Source organism: Flavobacterium sp. ARAG 55.4 (genome assembly GCF_051846875.1).
Classification (GTDB): domain Bacteria; phylum Bacteroidota; class Bacteroidia; order Flavobacteriales; family Flavobacteriaceae; genus Flavobacterium; species Flavobacterium plantiphilum.
The window spans coordinates 241,029-258,420 of sequence record NZ_JBPYCT010000002.1; the positions used below are offsets into that span (position 1 = coordinate 241,029).

Below are 17,392 nucleotides of genomic sequence, written 5' to 3' on the forward strand. Positions count from 1 at the left end.
GAAAGCGGTACTATTTTTTAGTATCGCTTTCTGTTTTTTAAATTGCCTCGAATAACTTCCCCGGCAATGGACGAATGACACCTTTAAGTTCCATGTTTAATAGTAATGCCGAAATTCTGTAAATAGGAAATTCACATTCCAGAGCAATAATATCCATTAACTCTTTTCCTGTTTTTAACAGGTAATCGTATATTTTTTGTTCGTCAGTATCCAGAGAAACAAATAATTGTTTCTGCACTGCTTTCGTTTCTTCTTTGATGTCCCAATTCAGTATATAAATCAAATCGGCAGCACTGGTCAAGACATTTGCTTTTTGGGTTTTGATAAGGTTGTTGCAGCCTGCACTGTATTTGTCGCTTACGCGACCGGGAACAGCAAATACATCACGGTTGTAATCATTTGCCATATTAGCAGTAATTAAAGATCCCCCTCTATCGGCAGATTCAATGACAATGGTAGCTTCGGAAATTCCGGCAACAATACGGTTTCTTTTTACAAAATTTTCTTTGTCGGGATTAGCTGAACTCCAAAACTCGGTCATAAAACCGCCATTTTGTTCCATTTTAGACATGTATTTCTTGTGGTTTTTGGGATAAATCTGATTCAGACCATGAGCCAGAACTCCTATGGTTTGTAAATTGTTTTCCATAGCCAGTTGATGCGCAACAATATCCACTCCGTAAGCAAAACCACTTACAATTACCGGATTAAGCGGAACTAAATCTTCAATCAATTTTTTGCAAAATTCCATCCCGTAAGAAGTTATTTGGCGTGTGCCTACGATGCTGATTATTTTTCTGCTCTTCAAATCAATATTTCCGGCTGTAAACAATACTAATGGAGCATCAACACAATGTTTGAGTTTGTCAGGATAATTTTCATCCTGAAAATAAGAAACTTTTATATTGTTGTTCTGAATAAATTCTAATTCTTTATTGGCTTTGTCAAAAACACTTTGGTCCTTTAAGTTTTTCAGTAATGTAGTTCCAATTCCGTCAATAGCTGCCAGTTGATGGGTTTTTGTTTTAAACACCGCCTCGGCCGAACCGCAGTGACTGATTAATTTTTTGGCCATGATATCGCCCACGCCTTCTATTCTTTGCAAGGCCAATATGTAAAATAAATCAGTTGCTGTCATGTTAAATATTTGAAACTGAAAAGTATAAATTTTTTAGTTAGATTGTTAATAAAAATTGTGAATAAAATTTTGATAACTATTATGGTTGTATAACTTTGTAAGTATGAATATAGAACACTACATAAGCCAACTATTATATCGTTATCAATGTGTTACCGTTCCGGGTTTTGGTGCTTTTTTAACCGAAATTCAATCGGCTCAATGGGTTGAAAGTGCTAATTCTTTCTTTCCGCCTAAAAAATTGATTTCTTTTAATACCAACATTAAAAATAATGATGGATTATTAGCCAATCATATTGCCAGAACAGAGAAAACTTCCTATGAATATGCTATCAGCTCGATTCAATATCAAGTTTTGAACTGGAAAAAAGAATTGGAAAAAAATAAGAGTCTCACGGTTAAAAATATAGGTAGTTTCACCCTGAATGCTACAGATAATTTAATCTTTACCCCTACAGAACAAAAAAATTACCTGACCAGTTCTTTTGGTTTAGGTTCTTTTATAGCTCCCGTTGTAAAACGTGAAGCTGTTGAAGAAGAAACTATTGTTGAGGAAAGAGAAGTGATTTCTTTGGTTACCGAAGAAAGAAGCGGTCGTTCTTATTTAAAATATGCTGCTATTTTTGTTCTTGGATTAGGTTTAATAGCGAGTGTGGGGTATTCCGTTTATCAGAATCAAATGGTTTCCCAAAGAGTTCTTGTTGAAAAAGCAGTTCAGAAACAAGTACAAAACAAAATCCAGGAAGCTACTTTTTTTATTAAAAACCCGATGGCTCCCGTAACACTATCTGTAAAAGCCGATAAGGAAGCTAAATTACCTTACCATGTTGTTGCTGGTGCTTTTAGAGATGAAAATAATGCGGAGGAAGTTTTTAGAAAATTATCTAAAATGGGTTATAAAGCCAGAAGATTGGAGGTTAATAAACATGGTTTGTATCCGGTACTTTATGGAAGCTTTGCTACTTATGCCGAAGCTCAAAAAGTTAAAAATAAAGTTAGAGAATCAGAAAACCCTGAAGCCTGGTTGCTGGTTGAATCCTTATAAATTATAAACCTTTCTTAGCGGAAAGGTTTTTTTTATTTCTTTTTTTTCTGTTGTTGCAACTGATATTTTCTTGGGCTGATTCCGTTACGCTGAGAGAATGTAGAGGTAAAGTGTTGTAAGGATGAAAATCCGCATATAAAAGCTATTTCTGCCATGGTAATAGTGGCATTATTTTTTATTAACTCAATGGCTTTTTCTAATTTAAGACTTATAATAAAACTGTTTGGGGGGAAACCGGTTAGTTTTTTTACCTCATAAGTAAACTTGGTTTTGCCCATATTAAATTCGGATGCTAAATCTTCAATATGCCATTTCTTCGTTAAATCGGATTGAAGTAAATGGGTAAGTTTTTCGATAAAATAATCGCTTTCCTGATTTTTATGAATTTTATTCGAAAGCTGACGGTGTAAATCGATAAAAAGATTCTCGAGAATATTCTGTACTTTTATCTCGAAACCTTCCTCCTGATAGGCTAATTCATTTCGTAATTCATCAAAATATTTTTTGAAACTTTTTGCTTTTTCAAGTACAGCATTATTGGCATCACCAATCATTTCGCCCAGATTTTGCTGAAAATTTTTAGATAGTTTACTCCAGTTTCCTAATACTAATACTTTGTTTACTGAAAATTCAGAAGGTTTTATAATAATCCAGTTAATTTGACCAATATCCATAATTCCTGACGTGCTTCCGTTTTCGTGCCAGGGTGCAGTTACCGATAAATTTTCGGGTAATAATTCGATTTCTTTGCCTTCAATAACCCAATCGTATTTTCCGCTGTTGACATAATGAATCTCAATCCCGTCATTTAAGTGAGGTCGCATGCTGTCATCAATACGAACTTTTGAGAATTTCATGCTTCCAAACTGACTGATAAAAGGCAGCTTTTTTAAAGGTCCGGGATTGTTTTCGTGCCACCAAACGCCGTAATTACCATGCTCGTCTTTTGCTCTTAAGTCTTTTGGTAACAAAAAGGAATTCATAATTTATATTGTATTAAATTGGTATAAAGATAATTATTAAATTTATTTATTGAAACAACAGTAGTTTTTATAAAATCGACCGTTGTTTAAAAGTATGATTTTTTTTGAGTAAAAAATACTATCTTGCCCAGCCCAAATTATTTATTTCAAGGATATTAGAGTCGACAGACTTTTTTTTATTATTTAAAATGATAACGTTTACATTTTTTATTTTTTTAAACGAAAGCATTTTTGAAATATGGGTAGCTAAGAATCCAAATTTATAATTACAATATATTATGTTTCTAAAAAAACGAAATCCTCTGTTAACCTTTTTATTTGTTATTTCCACTGTATTCTCCATGCAGGCAGCCGATATCTGGGTAGCTGTAAACGGAAAAGATACCAATGAAGGAACAAAAGCAAGTCCGCTCGCTACTGTTCATATGGCCTTAAGAAAAGCCAGAGAATTACGCCGTTTGAAAGATGCTTCAATTAAGGGAGGGATTCATATTATCATAAAAGACGGCATTTATCATCTGGATGAACCATTGTTTGTAAGACCTGAAGATTCAGGAACTGCCGATAGTCCAACTACCATTGAGGCTGATGTCAATGCAAAACCTGTTTTTAGCGGGGGAATTGCCATTAAAAACTGGAAAAAATCAACGACGGTTATTAATGACTTAAAAAAAGGAACCGTGTGGGAGGCGGATGCGCCAACCATCGCCGGAGAAGTGATTAATTACCGTCAGCTTTGGGTAAATGGTGTCAAAGCCGTGCGTGCTAAAAGTACCGCAGGAAATAAAATGGAAAGAATCCTTTCTTGGGATAAGGAAACCGAAACCTGTTGGATTCCATTTAAAGACAAATCAGTGAAATTTGAACCAGGCATGGAAATGTTTATCGTGCAATGGTGGGCCATCGCTAATTTACGAATCAAAAATATCGAAGTAGTTAAGGACAGCGCAAGACTTTCATTTGAAAAACCGGAAAGTCGTATTCAAAGTGAACATCCCTGGCCAGCGCCCTGGATTTCTAAAAACAATGGAAATTCAGCTTTCTTTTTAAACAATGGAATGTCCATGCTAAATGAAGCGGGTGAATGGTATCTGGACAGAAGAAATGCGAAGATTTACTATATTCCCAGAGCAGGCGAGAATATGGCTTCTGCCAAAGTAATAGCTCCTGTTTTAGAAAATTTAGTAGAAATTAAAGGAACGATTGATTCTCCCGTACATGATGTAAAATTCAAAGGAATCTCGTTTCAATATAGCAACTGGCTTCGTCCATCGCAACAGGGACACGTTCCTTTGCAGGCCGGAATGTATTTGCTGGACGCCTACAAATTAAAAATACCGGGAACGCCCAATCAGGCTTCTTTAGAAAATCAGGCTTGGGTAGGACGACCAAGAGCTGCTGTGGAAGTAAATTATGCGAACAACACCGTATTTGAATCTTGTAGTTTTGAACATTTATCTTCTACAGGATTGGATTTAAACAAAGGAACGAATCACAATATTGTACAAGGAAATCTTTTTAAAGATATTGGAGGTAACGGAATTACGCTGGGAGTTTTCTCTGAAGAAGCTTTCGAAGCGCATTTGCCATTGCAAGTAAAAGATGATAGAGAAGTGTGTTCGAATGAATTAATTACAGACAATTTAATTACTAATGTTGCCAATGAAGATTGGGGATGCTTGGGTATCGCTGCTGGTTTTGTAAGGAATCTGACTATTGAGTATAACGAAATTTCGGATGTGGCTTATAGCGGTATTTCAATGGGCTGGGGTTGGACACATACTGAAAATGTGATGCGTAACAACAAAATTTTAGCCAATAAAATCCATCATTATGCCAAACATTTGCATGATGTAGCCGGAATTTATACGCTTTCTTCTCAGCCAGACAGCAGAATAGAGGAAAACTACATTGATAAAGTGTACAATAGTCCGTATGCTCACGATCCGTTTTTGTGGTTGTATTTATATACCGATGAAGGTTCTCAGGGTTTTACCATTAAAAACAACTGGATCCCAATTCAGAAAATTTTAAAGAATAACAATGGTCCGAAAGGAAATATTTGGCAGGATAACAATCAGTTTGTAAGTACTGCTGTAAAAGAAAACGCCGGAATTCGTGCGCCTTTTACCCACTTGAAAAAAGAAGTGGTTATAGACGAAGCCTGGGGCATGCAGGAAATGCCAAAATCAGTTGCGATTGAGGTAATAGGGAAAAATCTGGATATCGATAAAATCAAATCGACTATCAAAGGTTTCCGAATTGTAGGGGAAGAATTGTACCAATGGGAAAATCATCTGGTGATTTACGGTTTAATGAATCAACCGGAAAGAACGAAAAGAAAATTAGCTTTGGCTTTTCCTGAATTAGAAATCAAAATTTATGAGAATCCGGTTTATGATTTTCAAAATTTTGAAAGATGTCCGGGAGTTAAACCCGCTTCTGAATGGGAAAATATTGTGTTAACCGCAAATTTGGTTGAGGATCCAAAAATGCAACAGGAATATCTGGATTACCATAAAACCCAGTTTGAAAAATGGCCGGAAATAGCCAAAGGTTTCTGTAATGCCGATTTCCAACAATTGCAGGTTTTCAAAAACGGAAGACAATTGATGTTAGTAATTAGTATTCCAAAAGGAGAAGATTTAGACAAACTCAATCCAAAAACAACTAAAAATAATCCAAGAGTGGACGAATGGAATGCTTTAATGAAAAAATACCAAACCGGAATTGATGATGCAAAAGCGGGAGAAACCTGGATTTTTTTGAAAAAAGTAGAAGAGAAAAAAGAATAAAGAAAAAATAATAAAGAGCCATAGGCTCGGTGATATTGTAGGGATGGATTTTAATCCGTCCATTTAATAAGTAATAATAAAAATCAATGTTAAAAATAGCCATTTTAGGTCTTGGAGAAGGACGCAGTACCATGTCAGCAGCTATAGAAAGCAGCAAAGTAGAGTTGGTGAAAGTATGTGACAGAAATGAAGAATTGTGCAAACAACGCGCTAAGGAATTTGATTTTCCTCACTATACAACTAATTACGATGATTTATTAAAAGACGAAGCTATTGATATCATTGCCATTTATACTCCGGATCATTTGCATGCTGAACATGTAAAACAAGCGTTATTGCACGGGAAACACGTAGTTTGTACCAAGCCTTTTATTGATGATCTGGCTGCAGCCAAAGAATTAATTGCTATTAGTGAACAAACAGGGAAAAGAGTTTTTGTGGGACAAAGTTCGAGATTCTTTGAACCGGCTAAAAGACAACGAAAAGATTTTGAAGCAGGAGTTATTGGTGATTTGATTACCATCGAATCGCATTATCACGCAGACCACCGCTGGTTTTTAAAGAAAGAATGGTCGTTGTTACAATCTTTCAAATGGTTGTACGGTGGATTGAGTCATCCTGTGGATTTCATCCGTTGGTATTTACCCAATATCGAAGAAGTAATGGGCTACGGAATGATCAGCAGCAACGGAAAAACTGCCGGGTTGAAAAACGAAGATACGATGCATTTTATTTTCAAAGCAACGGATGGTAGAATTGCCAGAGTTAGTGGGGTGTATACTTCGCCTACTCAGCCAACCAAACGAGATAGTGGAATGAGTGTTATCTTGAGAGGAACTGAAGGAGCCAGTCAGGCGGATTATCATGAATTACGTTATTCAGTTACCGATAAAGAAGGCGAAGAAAAAATCATTCATTGGGGTGATGCTACTATAAAATACTATTTCCGTTTTGAGGGACAAAGTCATCATGGGGGTGAATACCAAAATTATTTAGAATATTTCGCAGATAGTATCGAGCAGGGATTTACCGCTTATCCCGATATGAAAGAAGGAATTGGAACTGTAGCTTTGTTACAGGCAATGGACAAAACCCTGCAAACTGGAATGCCGGTAAAAATTGCCGATGTATTAGCAGCATATGATATTCAACTTTAATACTAACAATGATGAGTAAAATCAGTAGTTTTTTAGAACCCATAGATTATGCCGTAGTTATTGGATATCTTCTGGTGTTGATTGCTTTTGGTTATTATATTTCTTTTGTAAAGAATAAAAAATCAGAGGACGAGAGCATTTTCCTCGCAGGAAACACCTTAGGCTGGGGAAGTATCGGTTTGAATATGTGGGGAACTAATGTTGGCCCTTCGATGCTGATTGCTTCGGCCAGTGTGGGTTTTACCACTGGTATTGTTGCAGGTAATTTTGCCTGGTATGCCTTTATTTTTATTCTGCTTTTAGCGGTGGTTTTTTCGCCAAGATATTTAGGAGCTAAAGTATTGACATTGCCAGAATTTATGGGAAAACGCTTTGGCGACTCAACCCGAAACATTTTGGCTTGGTACACATTGATTACGATTCTGATTTCGTGGTTGTCTTTAACCTTATTTGCCGGAGGAGTTCTAGTCAAGCAATTGCTGGATTTACCAATGTATCTTTCTGTGATTATGATGGTGATTCTCTCCGGATTTTTTGCGGCAGCAGGAGGATTAAAAGCCATTGCTTATACGAATGTTTTCCAAATGTTATTGTTGATAGCCGTTTCGCTTTTATTGGTAGTAATGGGGATTAATAAAGCAGGAGGATTGGAACATATTTATCACAGTACTCCAGGTTCATATTGGAATTTATTATTACCAGCAGACGATAAAAACTATCCTTGGGTCGCCATTTTATTAGGATATCCTATTATGGGAGTCTGGTTTTGGTGTACCGATCAATCCATGGTACAATCTATTTTAGGAGCCAAAAATTTAAAACAAGGGCAATTAGGAGCCAACTTTATCGGTTGGTTGAAAATCCTGGATGTGCCTTTGTTTATTTTACCTGGAATTGTGTGTTTTGTTTTGTTTCCAAATTTAAAAAATCCGGACGAAGCGTATATGACGATGGTTACCCAATTGTTTCCGGCGGGCTTACGCGGTTTGATTATTGTCGTGTTGATTGCAGCATTAATTAGTACCATTGGTTCGGCATTGAATTCTTTGAGTACCGTTTTCACGATGGATGTTTATGTGAAAAATCACAAACCAAATGCGACTAACAAAGAGATTGTAAAAACAGGAAGATTGGTGACCTTATTTGGTTCATTATTGGCAATCCTGATTACACTGGCTATTGATAGCATCAAAGGATTGAACCTTTTTGATATTTTCCAATCGGTTTTAGGATTTATTGCTCCGCCAATGTCGGTGGTGTTTTTGTTTGGAGTGCTTTGGAATAAAACTACCACAAGAGCAGCTAATTTGGTATTGACTTTAGGAACATTTATCAGTTTAGGAACAGGAGTTTTATACTTATGGGTTTTCCCAAATCAAGTGTATGAGTGGCCTCATTTCTTATTATTGTCATTTTACATTTTTGTAGGACTTTCTGTGTTGGCTTATATTATTACCATTACCGATAAAGCAGGGCAAAAAGACCATCAAACCTTATTACGAATCAATCCTGCGGCTAAACCAGACAAACAGGTTAAGATATTATGGGTGCTGTTAACTTTGGTTATGGTAGCGCTTTATGTTATTTTTAATGGACATTAAAATCAAATAAATATGAAAAACACTGCTTCTTTGAGAAAAAATGTGTGGCTTATTGCTTTTGCAATCGTACTTTTGTTTCCTTCTTTCCCAAGTTTTGCACAGCAAAAAACGGAAGAAGCAACCTGGATTTGGTATCCTGGTGATTTTGAAGTTTGGTTAAGCAATAAAATGCAGGTTAGACGTACTGAACGTGAAGCGGTATTTCCACCGCTTTGGCAATATTATAGTCCGTATGCTTTGGTAACTTTTCAAACAGAAGTAGACATACCTGAAGCCGATGAGGTAAAAATCTTCACCGAAGGACCTTTTCAATTGCTTTTGGATGGTGTTCAAATTTACGGCCAGCCAAAATCTTTAAAAATTCCTGCCGGTAAACACAAAATTTCCTTTAAAGTATACAATCAGGAAGTGTTACCTGCTATCTATATTGCCGGTAAATATGTGAAATCAAATGCTTCCTGGAAGGTGACGAATGAAGATAAACTTTGGATTGATGAAAATGGAAAAGCACAACAATCAGGAACACCTTGGGTACCTGTGGGTTCCTGGAATTTTGATTCGCCAGAACATAAGCCTTCAGAGTTTAAACTAACAACGACGCCTTGGAATGCCAAAAAAACAGAAAAAATTGGAACTGGCGAGTTGGTCGATTTTGGTAAAGAAACTTTTGGTTATATTAAAATTCATGGGTTAAAAGGAAAAGGCAAACTAGCCTTGTATTATGGTGAATCTCGTGAGGAAGCGCTGGATACGGCCAAATGCGAAACCTTAGACCATTTATCTTTTGATGGAAAACAGTCTGCAACCTACACTCATGACGGGTCCAAAGCTTTCCGATATGTTCGGGTACAAGCAGATCCAACAGTAAAATACGATTCGATTTCGATGCTTTATGAATATTTGCCATTAGACTATCGTGGGGCATTCAAATCATCGGATGAACAATTGAATAAAATTTGGGATGTGTCGGCTTACACGATGCATTTAACTTCTCGTGAATTTTTTATAGACGGAATCAAGCGTGACCGCTGGGTTTGGTCCGGCGATGCTTATCAGAGTTATTTGATGAATTATTATTTATTCTTTGATTCGGCTTCGGTAGAACGAACGCTTTTGGCGCTTCGTGGCAAAGAACCTGTAACGGCTCATATCAATATCATCATGGATTATTCGCTGTATTGGTTTGTGGGTGTTTACGATTATTATTTACACACGGGCGATACTAAATTTATCAAAACGTTTTATCCGCGAATGAAATCGCTTATGGATTTCTGCTTGGAAAGAAGAAACAAAAACGGATTCCTGGAACCATTAGAAGGGGATTGGGTTTTTATTGACTGGGCTGACGGATTACCAAAAACGGGTGAAGTTAGTTTTGAGCAAATGCTTCTAGCCAGAAGTTTAGAAGCCATGGCAGTTAGTGCTGAAATTGCAGATAAAAAAGATGACCAAAAAGAGTATAAAAAATTAGCAGATGATTTAAAAACTAAATTGTTTGAGGTGTTTTGGGACAAAAAAGAAAATGTCATGAAGCACCAACGTATTGATGGTAAAATGCAGGATATTGTGACCAGATACGCTAATATGTTTGGGATTTTCTTTAATTATTTTAATGAAGAACAAAAACAAAGTATCAAAAATAAGGTCTTGCTTAATGATGAAGTGCTACAAATCACCACACCCTACATGCGTTTTTACGAATTGGAAGCCTTGTGTGCTATGGGCGAACAGGATTATGTGCTGAAAGAAATGAAAGACTATTGGGGTGGTATGCTAAAAGAAGGCGCTACTTCATTTTGGGAAGAATACAACCCAAACAAAAAAGGAACCGAGCATTTAGCGATGTACGGGCGTCCTTATGGAAAAAGTCTTTGCCATGCCTGGGGTTCCAGCCCGATTTATTTGTTAGGAAAATATTATTTGGGTGTAAAACCAACCGCTCCGGGTTATGCAGAATATGAAATCAAACCGAATTTAGGCGGATTGCAATGGATGGAAGGAAAAGTACCAACACCTAAAGGCGAAGTTTCATTATACATCAGCAAATCTGAAATCAAATTGAAAGCCGCTGAAGGCGAAGGGAAGTTAATTTTTGAAAGTAAAAGCAAGCCAAAAACCAATTCAGGAACGGTTGTTGCGTTAGGAAAAAACAAATATCAATTAACGGTAAAACCTAATGTGAATTACCAAATTAGTTATAAAGCAATTTAGTCATTGCGAGGAACGAAGTAATCACACTAATAATTACACAAAGTCTTTAAAAATCTATGAATCTATGTGGTTAAAAAAAATAAAATATACTTTTTTAATAGTGTCTATAATGTGCTTTACTTTCGTAAACGCTCAAAACATTGCATGGCAATCCGCTTCTTTTGAAGTGGTGAAGTCCAACTACAAGACATTCAAAACAACTCAATATGCGCATGTTTTTTCGAACAGTAAAAACAATATTGTGCGATTAGCTCCGGAGTTAGATGGCTTGAGAGGAATTGAATTACCTTTGGATAGTTATAAAAATGGAACCAACGCTCCTTTAAAATTGAAATTCAAAGAAAATGCGCAATTACTTATTGGTGTTTTTCAGGAAAAAGAGAATAAAGATTACTTGCAAATTGCTCCAGCCGATAAAGCTAAATTAGTCTTGGAAAATGGACTAACAGTAATGGGTTTGCCTCCGGTAAATGTGTATGCTATCGCTTTCGCAAAAGGAACTCACACTATTTTACCAAATTCCAAAGGATTATTTGTGGTTTTAGGCGTTGTGAAAAGCAATCAGAATTTGGTTTATAGAAATGCCGAATTCCCTGACGGGAAATTGTGGAATCCAACATTTATCGTAGAAGGATTTTCAGATGAGAAACCATTATTTGAAATTATCGGTGGCGAAAATAAACCTGTTATTGATGAAGGTTTTCCGGGTACAGAAGGTATTCAGGGAGGTTTTGAAGGCGGTCGTGTGGTAAAAGTGGGCGACACCTATCATATGTTTCCAACGGAAAGAGCCGGAGAAAAAGGAGTGGAAATGTACTATGATCGTGTAAAGACCAAGATTGGGCACTGGACGAGTAAAGATGCCATTCATTGGAAACGCGAATCGACTATATTGCAAGCCAGCGGAACTTATGCAGTTACCGAAGATGATAATCCAATGAACGATCGTCGTGCGGCAATTTGGTCGTATATGCCGGTTTTTAGTAAAAAAGAAAATAAATGGTACGGCTATTATTTGGCTTACACCGTTCATAAAGAAATAGAACCAAATCACTCTTTTGGTCGTATTTGGCGTTGTGAGTCAACGGTAGCAGGTATTGACGGAATTGCAGGTCCTTACAAAGATATCGGAATTATTATGGAGCCAGGATTAGATTCACAACCTTGGGAAGGACGTCAGGGAGTAGCTTCTTTTTTCCCTTATCCAGTGGGCGATAAATACTTTGGATTTTACAGCGGTGCTTATCCATTTGCTTCTTGGGCTGATTATCCAAAAAAATCAGGGAAAGGCTGGTTTGTAGCTTTAGCAGAATCCAATAGTTTGGAAGGTCCTTGGACACGATTAAATAAAGGTTTGGAACCAATTAAAACTATTCACCCCATGTTTGTTGAGAATCCGATTGTGAGTCAGTTGCCAAATGGTTTATACATCGCCATTTTTGATGGTGGACCTGACGGTTGGGGACATCATTTGCCTAATATGATGGGGTATTCGTTGTCTAAAGACGGAGTGAATTGGTCGGAAGCGCATTATTGGCCAATAGAAACTAAGGTTGATAAATGGTGGGATATCATGCGTACTCCTTTGTGTTTGATTCCCGAAGGAAATGATGTGTATACCATCGTGTACAATGCTATCGATTTGAAAAAACGTTTCCATCCTACCGGAATGGTAAAACTGAAATTGAATCGTGAGGTGATGGAGCAGCGATTGAAGGAATTGAAATAAGAATATAGAGAAAAGAATAAAGATAAGAGACAAAAGAATTGTCCATAAAGAGCAGGAAATGAAGAACTCAATACAATATTTGTTTGTTGCAATAGCAACAATTTTGTTAGCCAGTTGTGCCACACATTACAAGAAGCGTGAAATCACTGATACCGTTATGAATGAGATTTACAACGAAATCAAAACGCCTTATAAATACGGTTTGGTAATGGTGCCAACAGACAACTCTTATAAGATGGATTGTCCTTCGGTTTTTCGTAAAGACGGAAAATGGTTCATGACCTATTTAATTTATGACGGAAGAGGTTATGAAACCTGGCTTGCTGAAAGTGACGATTTGCTAAATTGGAAACACCTTGGAAAAGTAATGTCTTTTTCTAAGGATGAAACGCATTGGGATGTGAATCAAAAAGCAGGATATATTGCCTTGCAGGATTACAACTGGGGCGGTTCCTATGAATGGAACAAATACGATGACAAATACTGGATGAGTTATTTTGGCGGAAATACTAAAGGTTACGAAGCAGGAGTTTTGTCAATCGGAATGGCCTATACTAAAGAATCTCCAACAAAACCCCACGAATTTGAACGTTTGCCCGATCCGGTGCTCACTCCAAAAGACAAAGATGTGCGTTGGTGGGACAACAGTACGATGTATAAAAATAGTGTGATTCGTGATAAAGATAAAATGACAGGACACAATTTTATTATGTATTACAATGCCCGTGGTGATAGTTTGAATCCTGCTAAAGGAGCTGAGCGTATTGCAATGGCAGTGTCTAACGATATGAAACATTGGGAACGATACGGTGATAAACCTTTAATCAATTATCATAGAGGAATCTCCGGGGATGCTTATATTCAGCGTATTAATGACACCTGGGTGATGTTCTATTTTGGCGCTTTTTGGACTGGTTGGGATCAGGGTGCATTTAACCGTTTTGCGGTTTCAAACGATTTAATTCATTGGAAAGATTGGGAAGGCGACAATTTAGTGGAGTCCTCAGAACCTTATGATAATCTATTTGCACACAAATCTTTTGTGGTAAAACATGATGGTGTGGTTTATCATTTTTATTGTGCCGTGAACAAAGCAGAACAACGAGGGATAGCCGTAGCAACGTCTAAGGATTTAGGGAAAAGCGAATTGAATTTTGTTGCTCCGCCAGAGAAAAAGAAGAAATAAGCATAAATAGCAAGTTTTGTAGCAGAATGATTGGGGATTTATCAGAAACAACAGTCCCGCTATTCGTTTCAATCTTTTCTTTTTTATAAAAAAAGAAAAGGATTTCCACTGCTATCGGGGCTAGAGATGAAGTTTTTGATTGCTTTTTGGCATTTAAAAATTAATTAATTTAAAAGAATAGAATCTGCAAAATCTGCAGAATCTGCGTGAAATAAACCAATAGAGTATTCTAAGATGAATAAATTTAAAATACTAGTTTTTACTTTATTAACTTCTTGCCTAATACAGGCACAACTGGTTACGGGGGAGCCTGCCGGAATTCCAAGAATTCCGCAGAAATATTCCTTTAATCCCTGGGAAAACCCAATGATTACCAGTATCAACAGAGAACCAGCCAGAGCAACTTCGTACTCCTATGCCACGGTTGCTGATGCTTTAGAAGGGAATCGAGCTAAAAGCAGAATAAAAATGCTGAATGGTGAATGGGATTTTAAATTTGCCAAAAACTTACAAGAAGCACCTCAGGATTTTTATAAAAAAGAAGTAAAAGGCTGGGACAAAATCGAAGTACCATCCAACTGGGAAATGAAAGGTTACGGAATGGCGATTTATAAAAGTGCCGTGTATTCTTTCCGACCGGTAAATCCACCTTTCGTACCTCAGGACGATAATCCTGTAGGTTCGTACCAACGTAAATTTACGGTTCCTGAAAATTGGAACGGAATGACCGTTAGTCTTCATTTTGGTGGCGTAAGTTCGGCATTTCAGGTTTGGATAAATGGCGATTTTGTAGGTTATGGTCAGGATAGTTTTAATTCTTCCGAATTTAATATCACTCCTTATCTAAAAAAAGGAGAAAACACCTTATCAGTTCGTGTGTTGCGTTACAGCGATGGTTCGTATTTAGAAGATCAGGACCATTGGCGATTGAGCGGAATTCAGCGTGAAGTGTATTTGATGGCAGAACCTAAATTGCGTATTGCCGATTTCTTTTACCAAACCAAACTAGACAAAAACTATGAAGATGCGGTGTTCCAATTGCGTCCGCGTTTGGATAATTTTACGGGAGATACTATCAAAAATCATACGTTCGAAGTACAATTATACGATGCTCAAAATAAACCTTTGTTTGAAAAAGCTTTAGTGCGAAAAGCTTCTGAAATCATTGAAGAAGTATCGCCACGATTGGACAAAGTGCGTTTTGGTTTTTTTCAGGAAACTATTAAAAATCCTTTAAAATGGAGCGCCGAAAAACCGAATCTGTACACTTTAGTAATGACCTTAAAAAATCCTGATGGAAGTATTAGCGAGGTGAAAAGTTGCAAATTAGGTTTTCGTTCTATCGAATTTTCGAAAGAAAACGGTAAAATGCTCATTAACGGAAAAGAAACTTATGTATATGGCGTCAATCATCACGGGCATCATCCTGAAAGAGGAGAGGCGGTCAATCATCAGGATTTAGAAGAGGACGTAAAACTGATGAAGAAATTCAACTTCAATTTTGTGCGTACTGCTCACTTTCCCGATGATCCTTATTTTTATGATTTATGTGATAAATATGGTCTGATGGTGATGGACGAAGCCAATCTGGAAACGCATGGTTTAGGAGGTCATTTGAGCAATGATCAGCTTTGGACCAGTGCTTATTTGGAGCGTATGACCCGAATGGTACATCGTGACAAAAACCATCCAAGTATTGTGATGTGGAGTTTGGGTAATGAAGCAGGTAAAGGTCCTAATCATGCAGCTATGGCAGCCTGGACACATGACTATGATATTACCAGACCTGTGCATTACGAACCGGCACAAGGAAATCCACGTTTGGATGGGTATATCGACCCATTGGATCCCCGTTATCCTAAAACCGTTGATCATTCCCATCGCTATGAAAATCCGCAAGATGAACCTTATGTAGATATGGTAAGCCGTTTTTATCCGGGTGTTTTTACACCTAAGTTTTTGGTAGATCAAAAGAAAGACACCCGTCCGATTTTGTTTGTTGAATATGCGCACTCGATGGGGAATTCTACAGGGAATTTAAAAGAATTATGGGATGAATTCCGTTCGACTCCAAGAGTTATTGGTGGTTGTATTTGGGATTTAAAAGACCAGGGTTTGCTTCGTAAAGACCCAAAAACGGGTCAGGAATATTTTGGTTACGGAGGTGATTTTGGAGAGAAAAAACACGATGGAAATTTCAACATCAACGGAATGGTGGCTGCTGATGGTAGACCAAAAGCAGCTATGTTTGAAAACAAATGGATTTATCAACCGGCAACTTCTAGTTTAAATGCTGATAAACTGACCATTCACAATCGACAAACGGTCCAAAATTTAAGTGATTTTATTCCTGTTTTGAAAGTTTTAGAAAATGGAAATGTGATTAAGGAAGTTGTTTTAAAACCATTGAATATTCCTGCCGGAACTGATTTTATTTTGGATGTGAAAAAATACCTTCCTAAAATGAAATCGGATTCAGAATATTTTTTGAATATCGAATTTCAACTTTCGAAAGACGAATTTTGGGCAGCTAAAGGCTATGCGGTGGCTACAGACCAATTTTTGTTGCAAAAGAAAGCCGAAGTTACTTTGGCGGAAGCCAAACAAAAAAGCAATTTACAAGAAACCAAAGAGGCGTACACTATCATTGGGACGGATTTTAGCATTAGCATTAATAGAGCAAATGGAGCTTTGAGTTCGTATGTGTACAAAGGCAAAGAGCAGTTAAAATCCGCATTGATGCCTAATTTTACCCGTGCTTTAACGGATAACGATAGAAAAGGATGGAAACCTCAAAAAGTTTTGAAACAATGGTTTTCGGTTAAACCAGTTTTGAAAAATTGCAATGTAGAACAGTCCAATGCTGGTGTAAAAATCAGTAGCGATTACGAAATCATTAAAGACAGTGCTGCGGTGAAAGTAGTGTACAACATCAATCCAAACGGAATTATAAAAGTAGATTATCAACTAAAAGCGTCTTCTAAATTGCCAAACATTCCTAGAATTGGAATGCAAATGGGTATCAATCAGGATTTCGACCAAATTTCATGGTACGGGAAAGGGGAATTAGAAAATTACAGCGATCGTAGTTTTGGTTTCACTGTTGGGAAATATGCATTGCCAATAGATAAATTCGTTGAGCCTTATGTAATGCCGCAGGAAAATGGCAATCGTACCGAGGTGCGCTGGATGGCTTTTACTACGCCAACAAAAAACTCCGGTCTAGTGGTGGTGAAAGATAATACCAATTTGAGCATGAGTGCCTGGCCTTACACCCAACAGAATTTGGATGATGCCAAACATACATTTGACTTGATAAATCCTGGTTTCCTAACGGTAAATATTGATTTAAAACAAATGGGCGTGGGCGGAAATGACAGTTGGTCACCAGTAGCTGCACCAATGGAAAAATATCAAATTCCTTCGGGCGATTATCAATATAGTTTTTATATCCTTCCTTTTGCGGATGCAAAAAACGGATTGGAAAATAGTTTAAAGAAATTTAAGTATTAATGAGGTCATTGCGAGGAACGAAGCAATCACATAG

Annotated in this window: 10 protein-coding genes; 8 read left to right on the plus strand and 2 right to left on the minus strand. The window is 37.2% G+C overall.

Annotation, left to right across the window (positions count from 1 at the left end; all coding sequences use genetic code 11):
- Nucleotides 1–37: 37 nt before the first annotated feature.
- A complete protein-coding gene (dprA, locus tag ACSV4D_RS03320) occupies nt 38–1,138 on the minus strand; it encodes a DNA-processing protein DprA (RefSeq protein WP_439227130.1) in 1,101 nt (366 codons plus the stop codon).
- 103 nt (nt 1,139–1,241) lie between these two features.
- On the opposite strand from dprA, the gene ACSV4D_RS03325 reads away from it, so the two are divergent.
- On the plus strand, nt 1,242–2,183 hold the full coding sequence (locus ACSV4D_RS03325) for an SPOR domain-containing protein (RefSeq protein ID WP_439227131.1): 942 nt from the start codon (nt 1,242–1,244) through the stop codon (nt 2,181–2,183).
- Nucleotides 2,184–2,215: 32 nt separating this feature from the next.
- On the opposite strand, the gene ACSV4D_RS03330 is transcribed toward ACSV4D_RS03325, so the two are convergent.
- Nucleotides 2,216–3,166: a helix-turn-helix domain-containing protein gene (locus ACSV4D_RS03330; protein WP_439227132.1), complete on the minus strand. Its 951-nt coding sequence runs from the start codon at nt 3,164–3,166 to the stop codon at nt 2,216–2,218.
- A 278-nt stretch (nt 3,167–3,444) separates the two neighbouring features.
- On the opposite strand from ACSV4D_RS03330, the gene ACSV4D_RS03335 reads away from it, so the two are divergent.
- The 7 genes from ACSV4D_RS03335 to ACSV4D_RS03365 all read left to right on the plus strand — a co-directional run bounded on the left by ACSV4D_RS03335 (nt 3,445) and on the right by ACSV4D_RS03365 (nt 17,358).
- On the plus strand, nt 3,445–5,961 hold the full coding sequence (locus tag ACSV4D_RS03335) for an L-rhamnose mutarotase (RefSeq protein ID WP_439227133.1): 2,517 nt from the start codon (nt 3,445–3,447) through the stop codon (nt 5,959–5,961).
- An 86-nt stretch (nt 5,962–6,047) separates the two neighbouring features.
- Nucleotides 6,048–7,118 (plus strand): Gfo/Idh/MocA family protein, encoded by a 1,071-nt coding sequence (locus ACSV4D_RS03340; RefSeq protein ID WP_439227134.1) that lies wholly within the window; start codon nt 6,048–6,050, stop codon nt 7,116–7,118.
- A gap of 11 nt (nt 7,119–7,129) precedes the next feature.
- The gene (locus ACSV4D_RS03345; protein WP_439227135.1) at nt 7,130–8,719 is read left to right on the plus strand and encodes a sodium:solute symporter family transporter; all 1,590 of its coding nucleotides are present in this window, start codon (nt 7,130–7,132) and stop codon (nt 8,717–8,719) included.
- 12 nt (nt 8,720–8,731) lie between these two features.
- Entirely contained in the window at nt 8,732–10,930 is a 2,199-nt protein-coding gene (locus ACSV4D_RS03350) for an alpha-L-rhamnosidase-related protein (protein WP_439227136.1), read from the plus strand.
- 109 nt (nt 10,931–11,039) lie between these two features.
- Nucleotides 11,040–12,659 (plus strand): hypothetical protein, encoded by a 1,620-nt coding sequence (locus ACSV4D_RS03355; protein WP_439227137.1) that lies wholly within the window; start codon nt 11,040–11,042, stop codon nt 12,657–12,659.
- A gap of 58 nt (nt 12,660–12,717) precedes the next feature.
- The gene (locus ACSV4D_RS03360) at nt 12,718–13,845 is read left to right on the plus strand and encodes a glycosylase (RefSeq protein ID WP_439227138.1); all 1,128 of its coding nucleotides are present in this window, start codon (nt 12,718–12,720) and stop codon (nt 13,843–13,845) included.
- 234 nt (nt 13,846–14,079) lie between these two features.
- Nucleotides 14,080–17,358, plus strand: a complete 3,279-nt coding sequence (locus tag ACSV4D_RS03365; RefSeq protein WP_439227139.1) for a glycoside hydrolase family 2 TIM barrel-domain containing protein — start codon at nt 14,080–14,082, stop codon at nt 17,356–17,358.
- Nucleotides 17,359–17,392 lie beyond the last annotated feature (34 nt).

Bases quoted from the DNA above. Each gene is read 5' to 3' on its own strand.
- ACSV4D_RS03335 (WP_439227133.1), top strand. From the start codon at position 3,445: ATGTTTCTAAAAAAACGAAATCCTCTGTTAACCTTTTTATTTGTTATT.
- ACSV4D_RS03365 (WP_439227139.1), top strand. From the start codon at position 14,080: ATGAATAAATTTAAAATACTAGTTTTTACTTTATTAACTTCTTGCCTA.
- ACSV4D_RS03325 (WP_439227131.1), top strand. From the start codon at position 1,242: ATGAATATAGAACACTACATAAGCCAACTATTATATCGTTATCAATGT.
- ACSV4D_RS03330 (WP_439227132.1), bottom strand. From the start codon at position 3,166: ATGAATTCCTTTTTGTTACCAAAAGACTTAAGAGCAAAAGACGAGCAT.
- ACSV4D_RS03355 (WP_439227137.1), top strand. From the start codon at position 11,040: ATGTGCTTTACTTTCGTAAACGCTCAAAACATTGCATGGCAATCCGCT.
- ACSV4D_RS03340 (WP_439227134.1), top strand. From the start codon at position 6,048: ATGTTAAAAATAGCCATTTTAGGTCTTGGAGAAGGACGCAGTACCATG.
- dprA (WP_439227130.1), bottom strand. From the start codon at position 1,138: ATGACAGCAACTGATTTATTTTACATATTGGCCTTGCAAAGAATAGAA.
- ACSV4D_RS03345 (WP_439227135.1), top strand. From the start codon at position 7,130: ATGAGTAAAATCAGTAGTTTTTTAGAACCCATAGATTATGCCGTAGTT.
- ACSV4D_RS03360 (WP_439227138.1), top strand. From the start codon at position 12,718: ATGAAGAACTCAATACAATATTTGTTTGTTGCAATAGCAACAATTTTG.
- ACSV4D_RS03350 (WP_439227136.1), top strand. From the start codon at position 8,732: ATGAAAAACACTGCTTCTTTGAGAAAAAATGTGTGGCTTATTGCTTTT.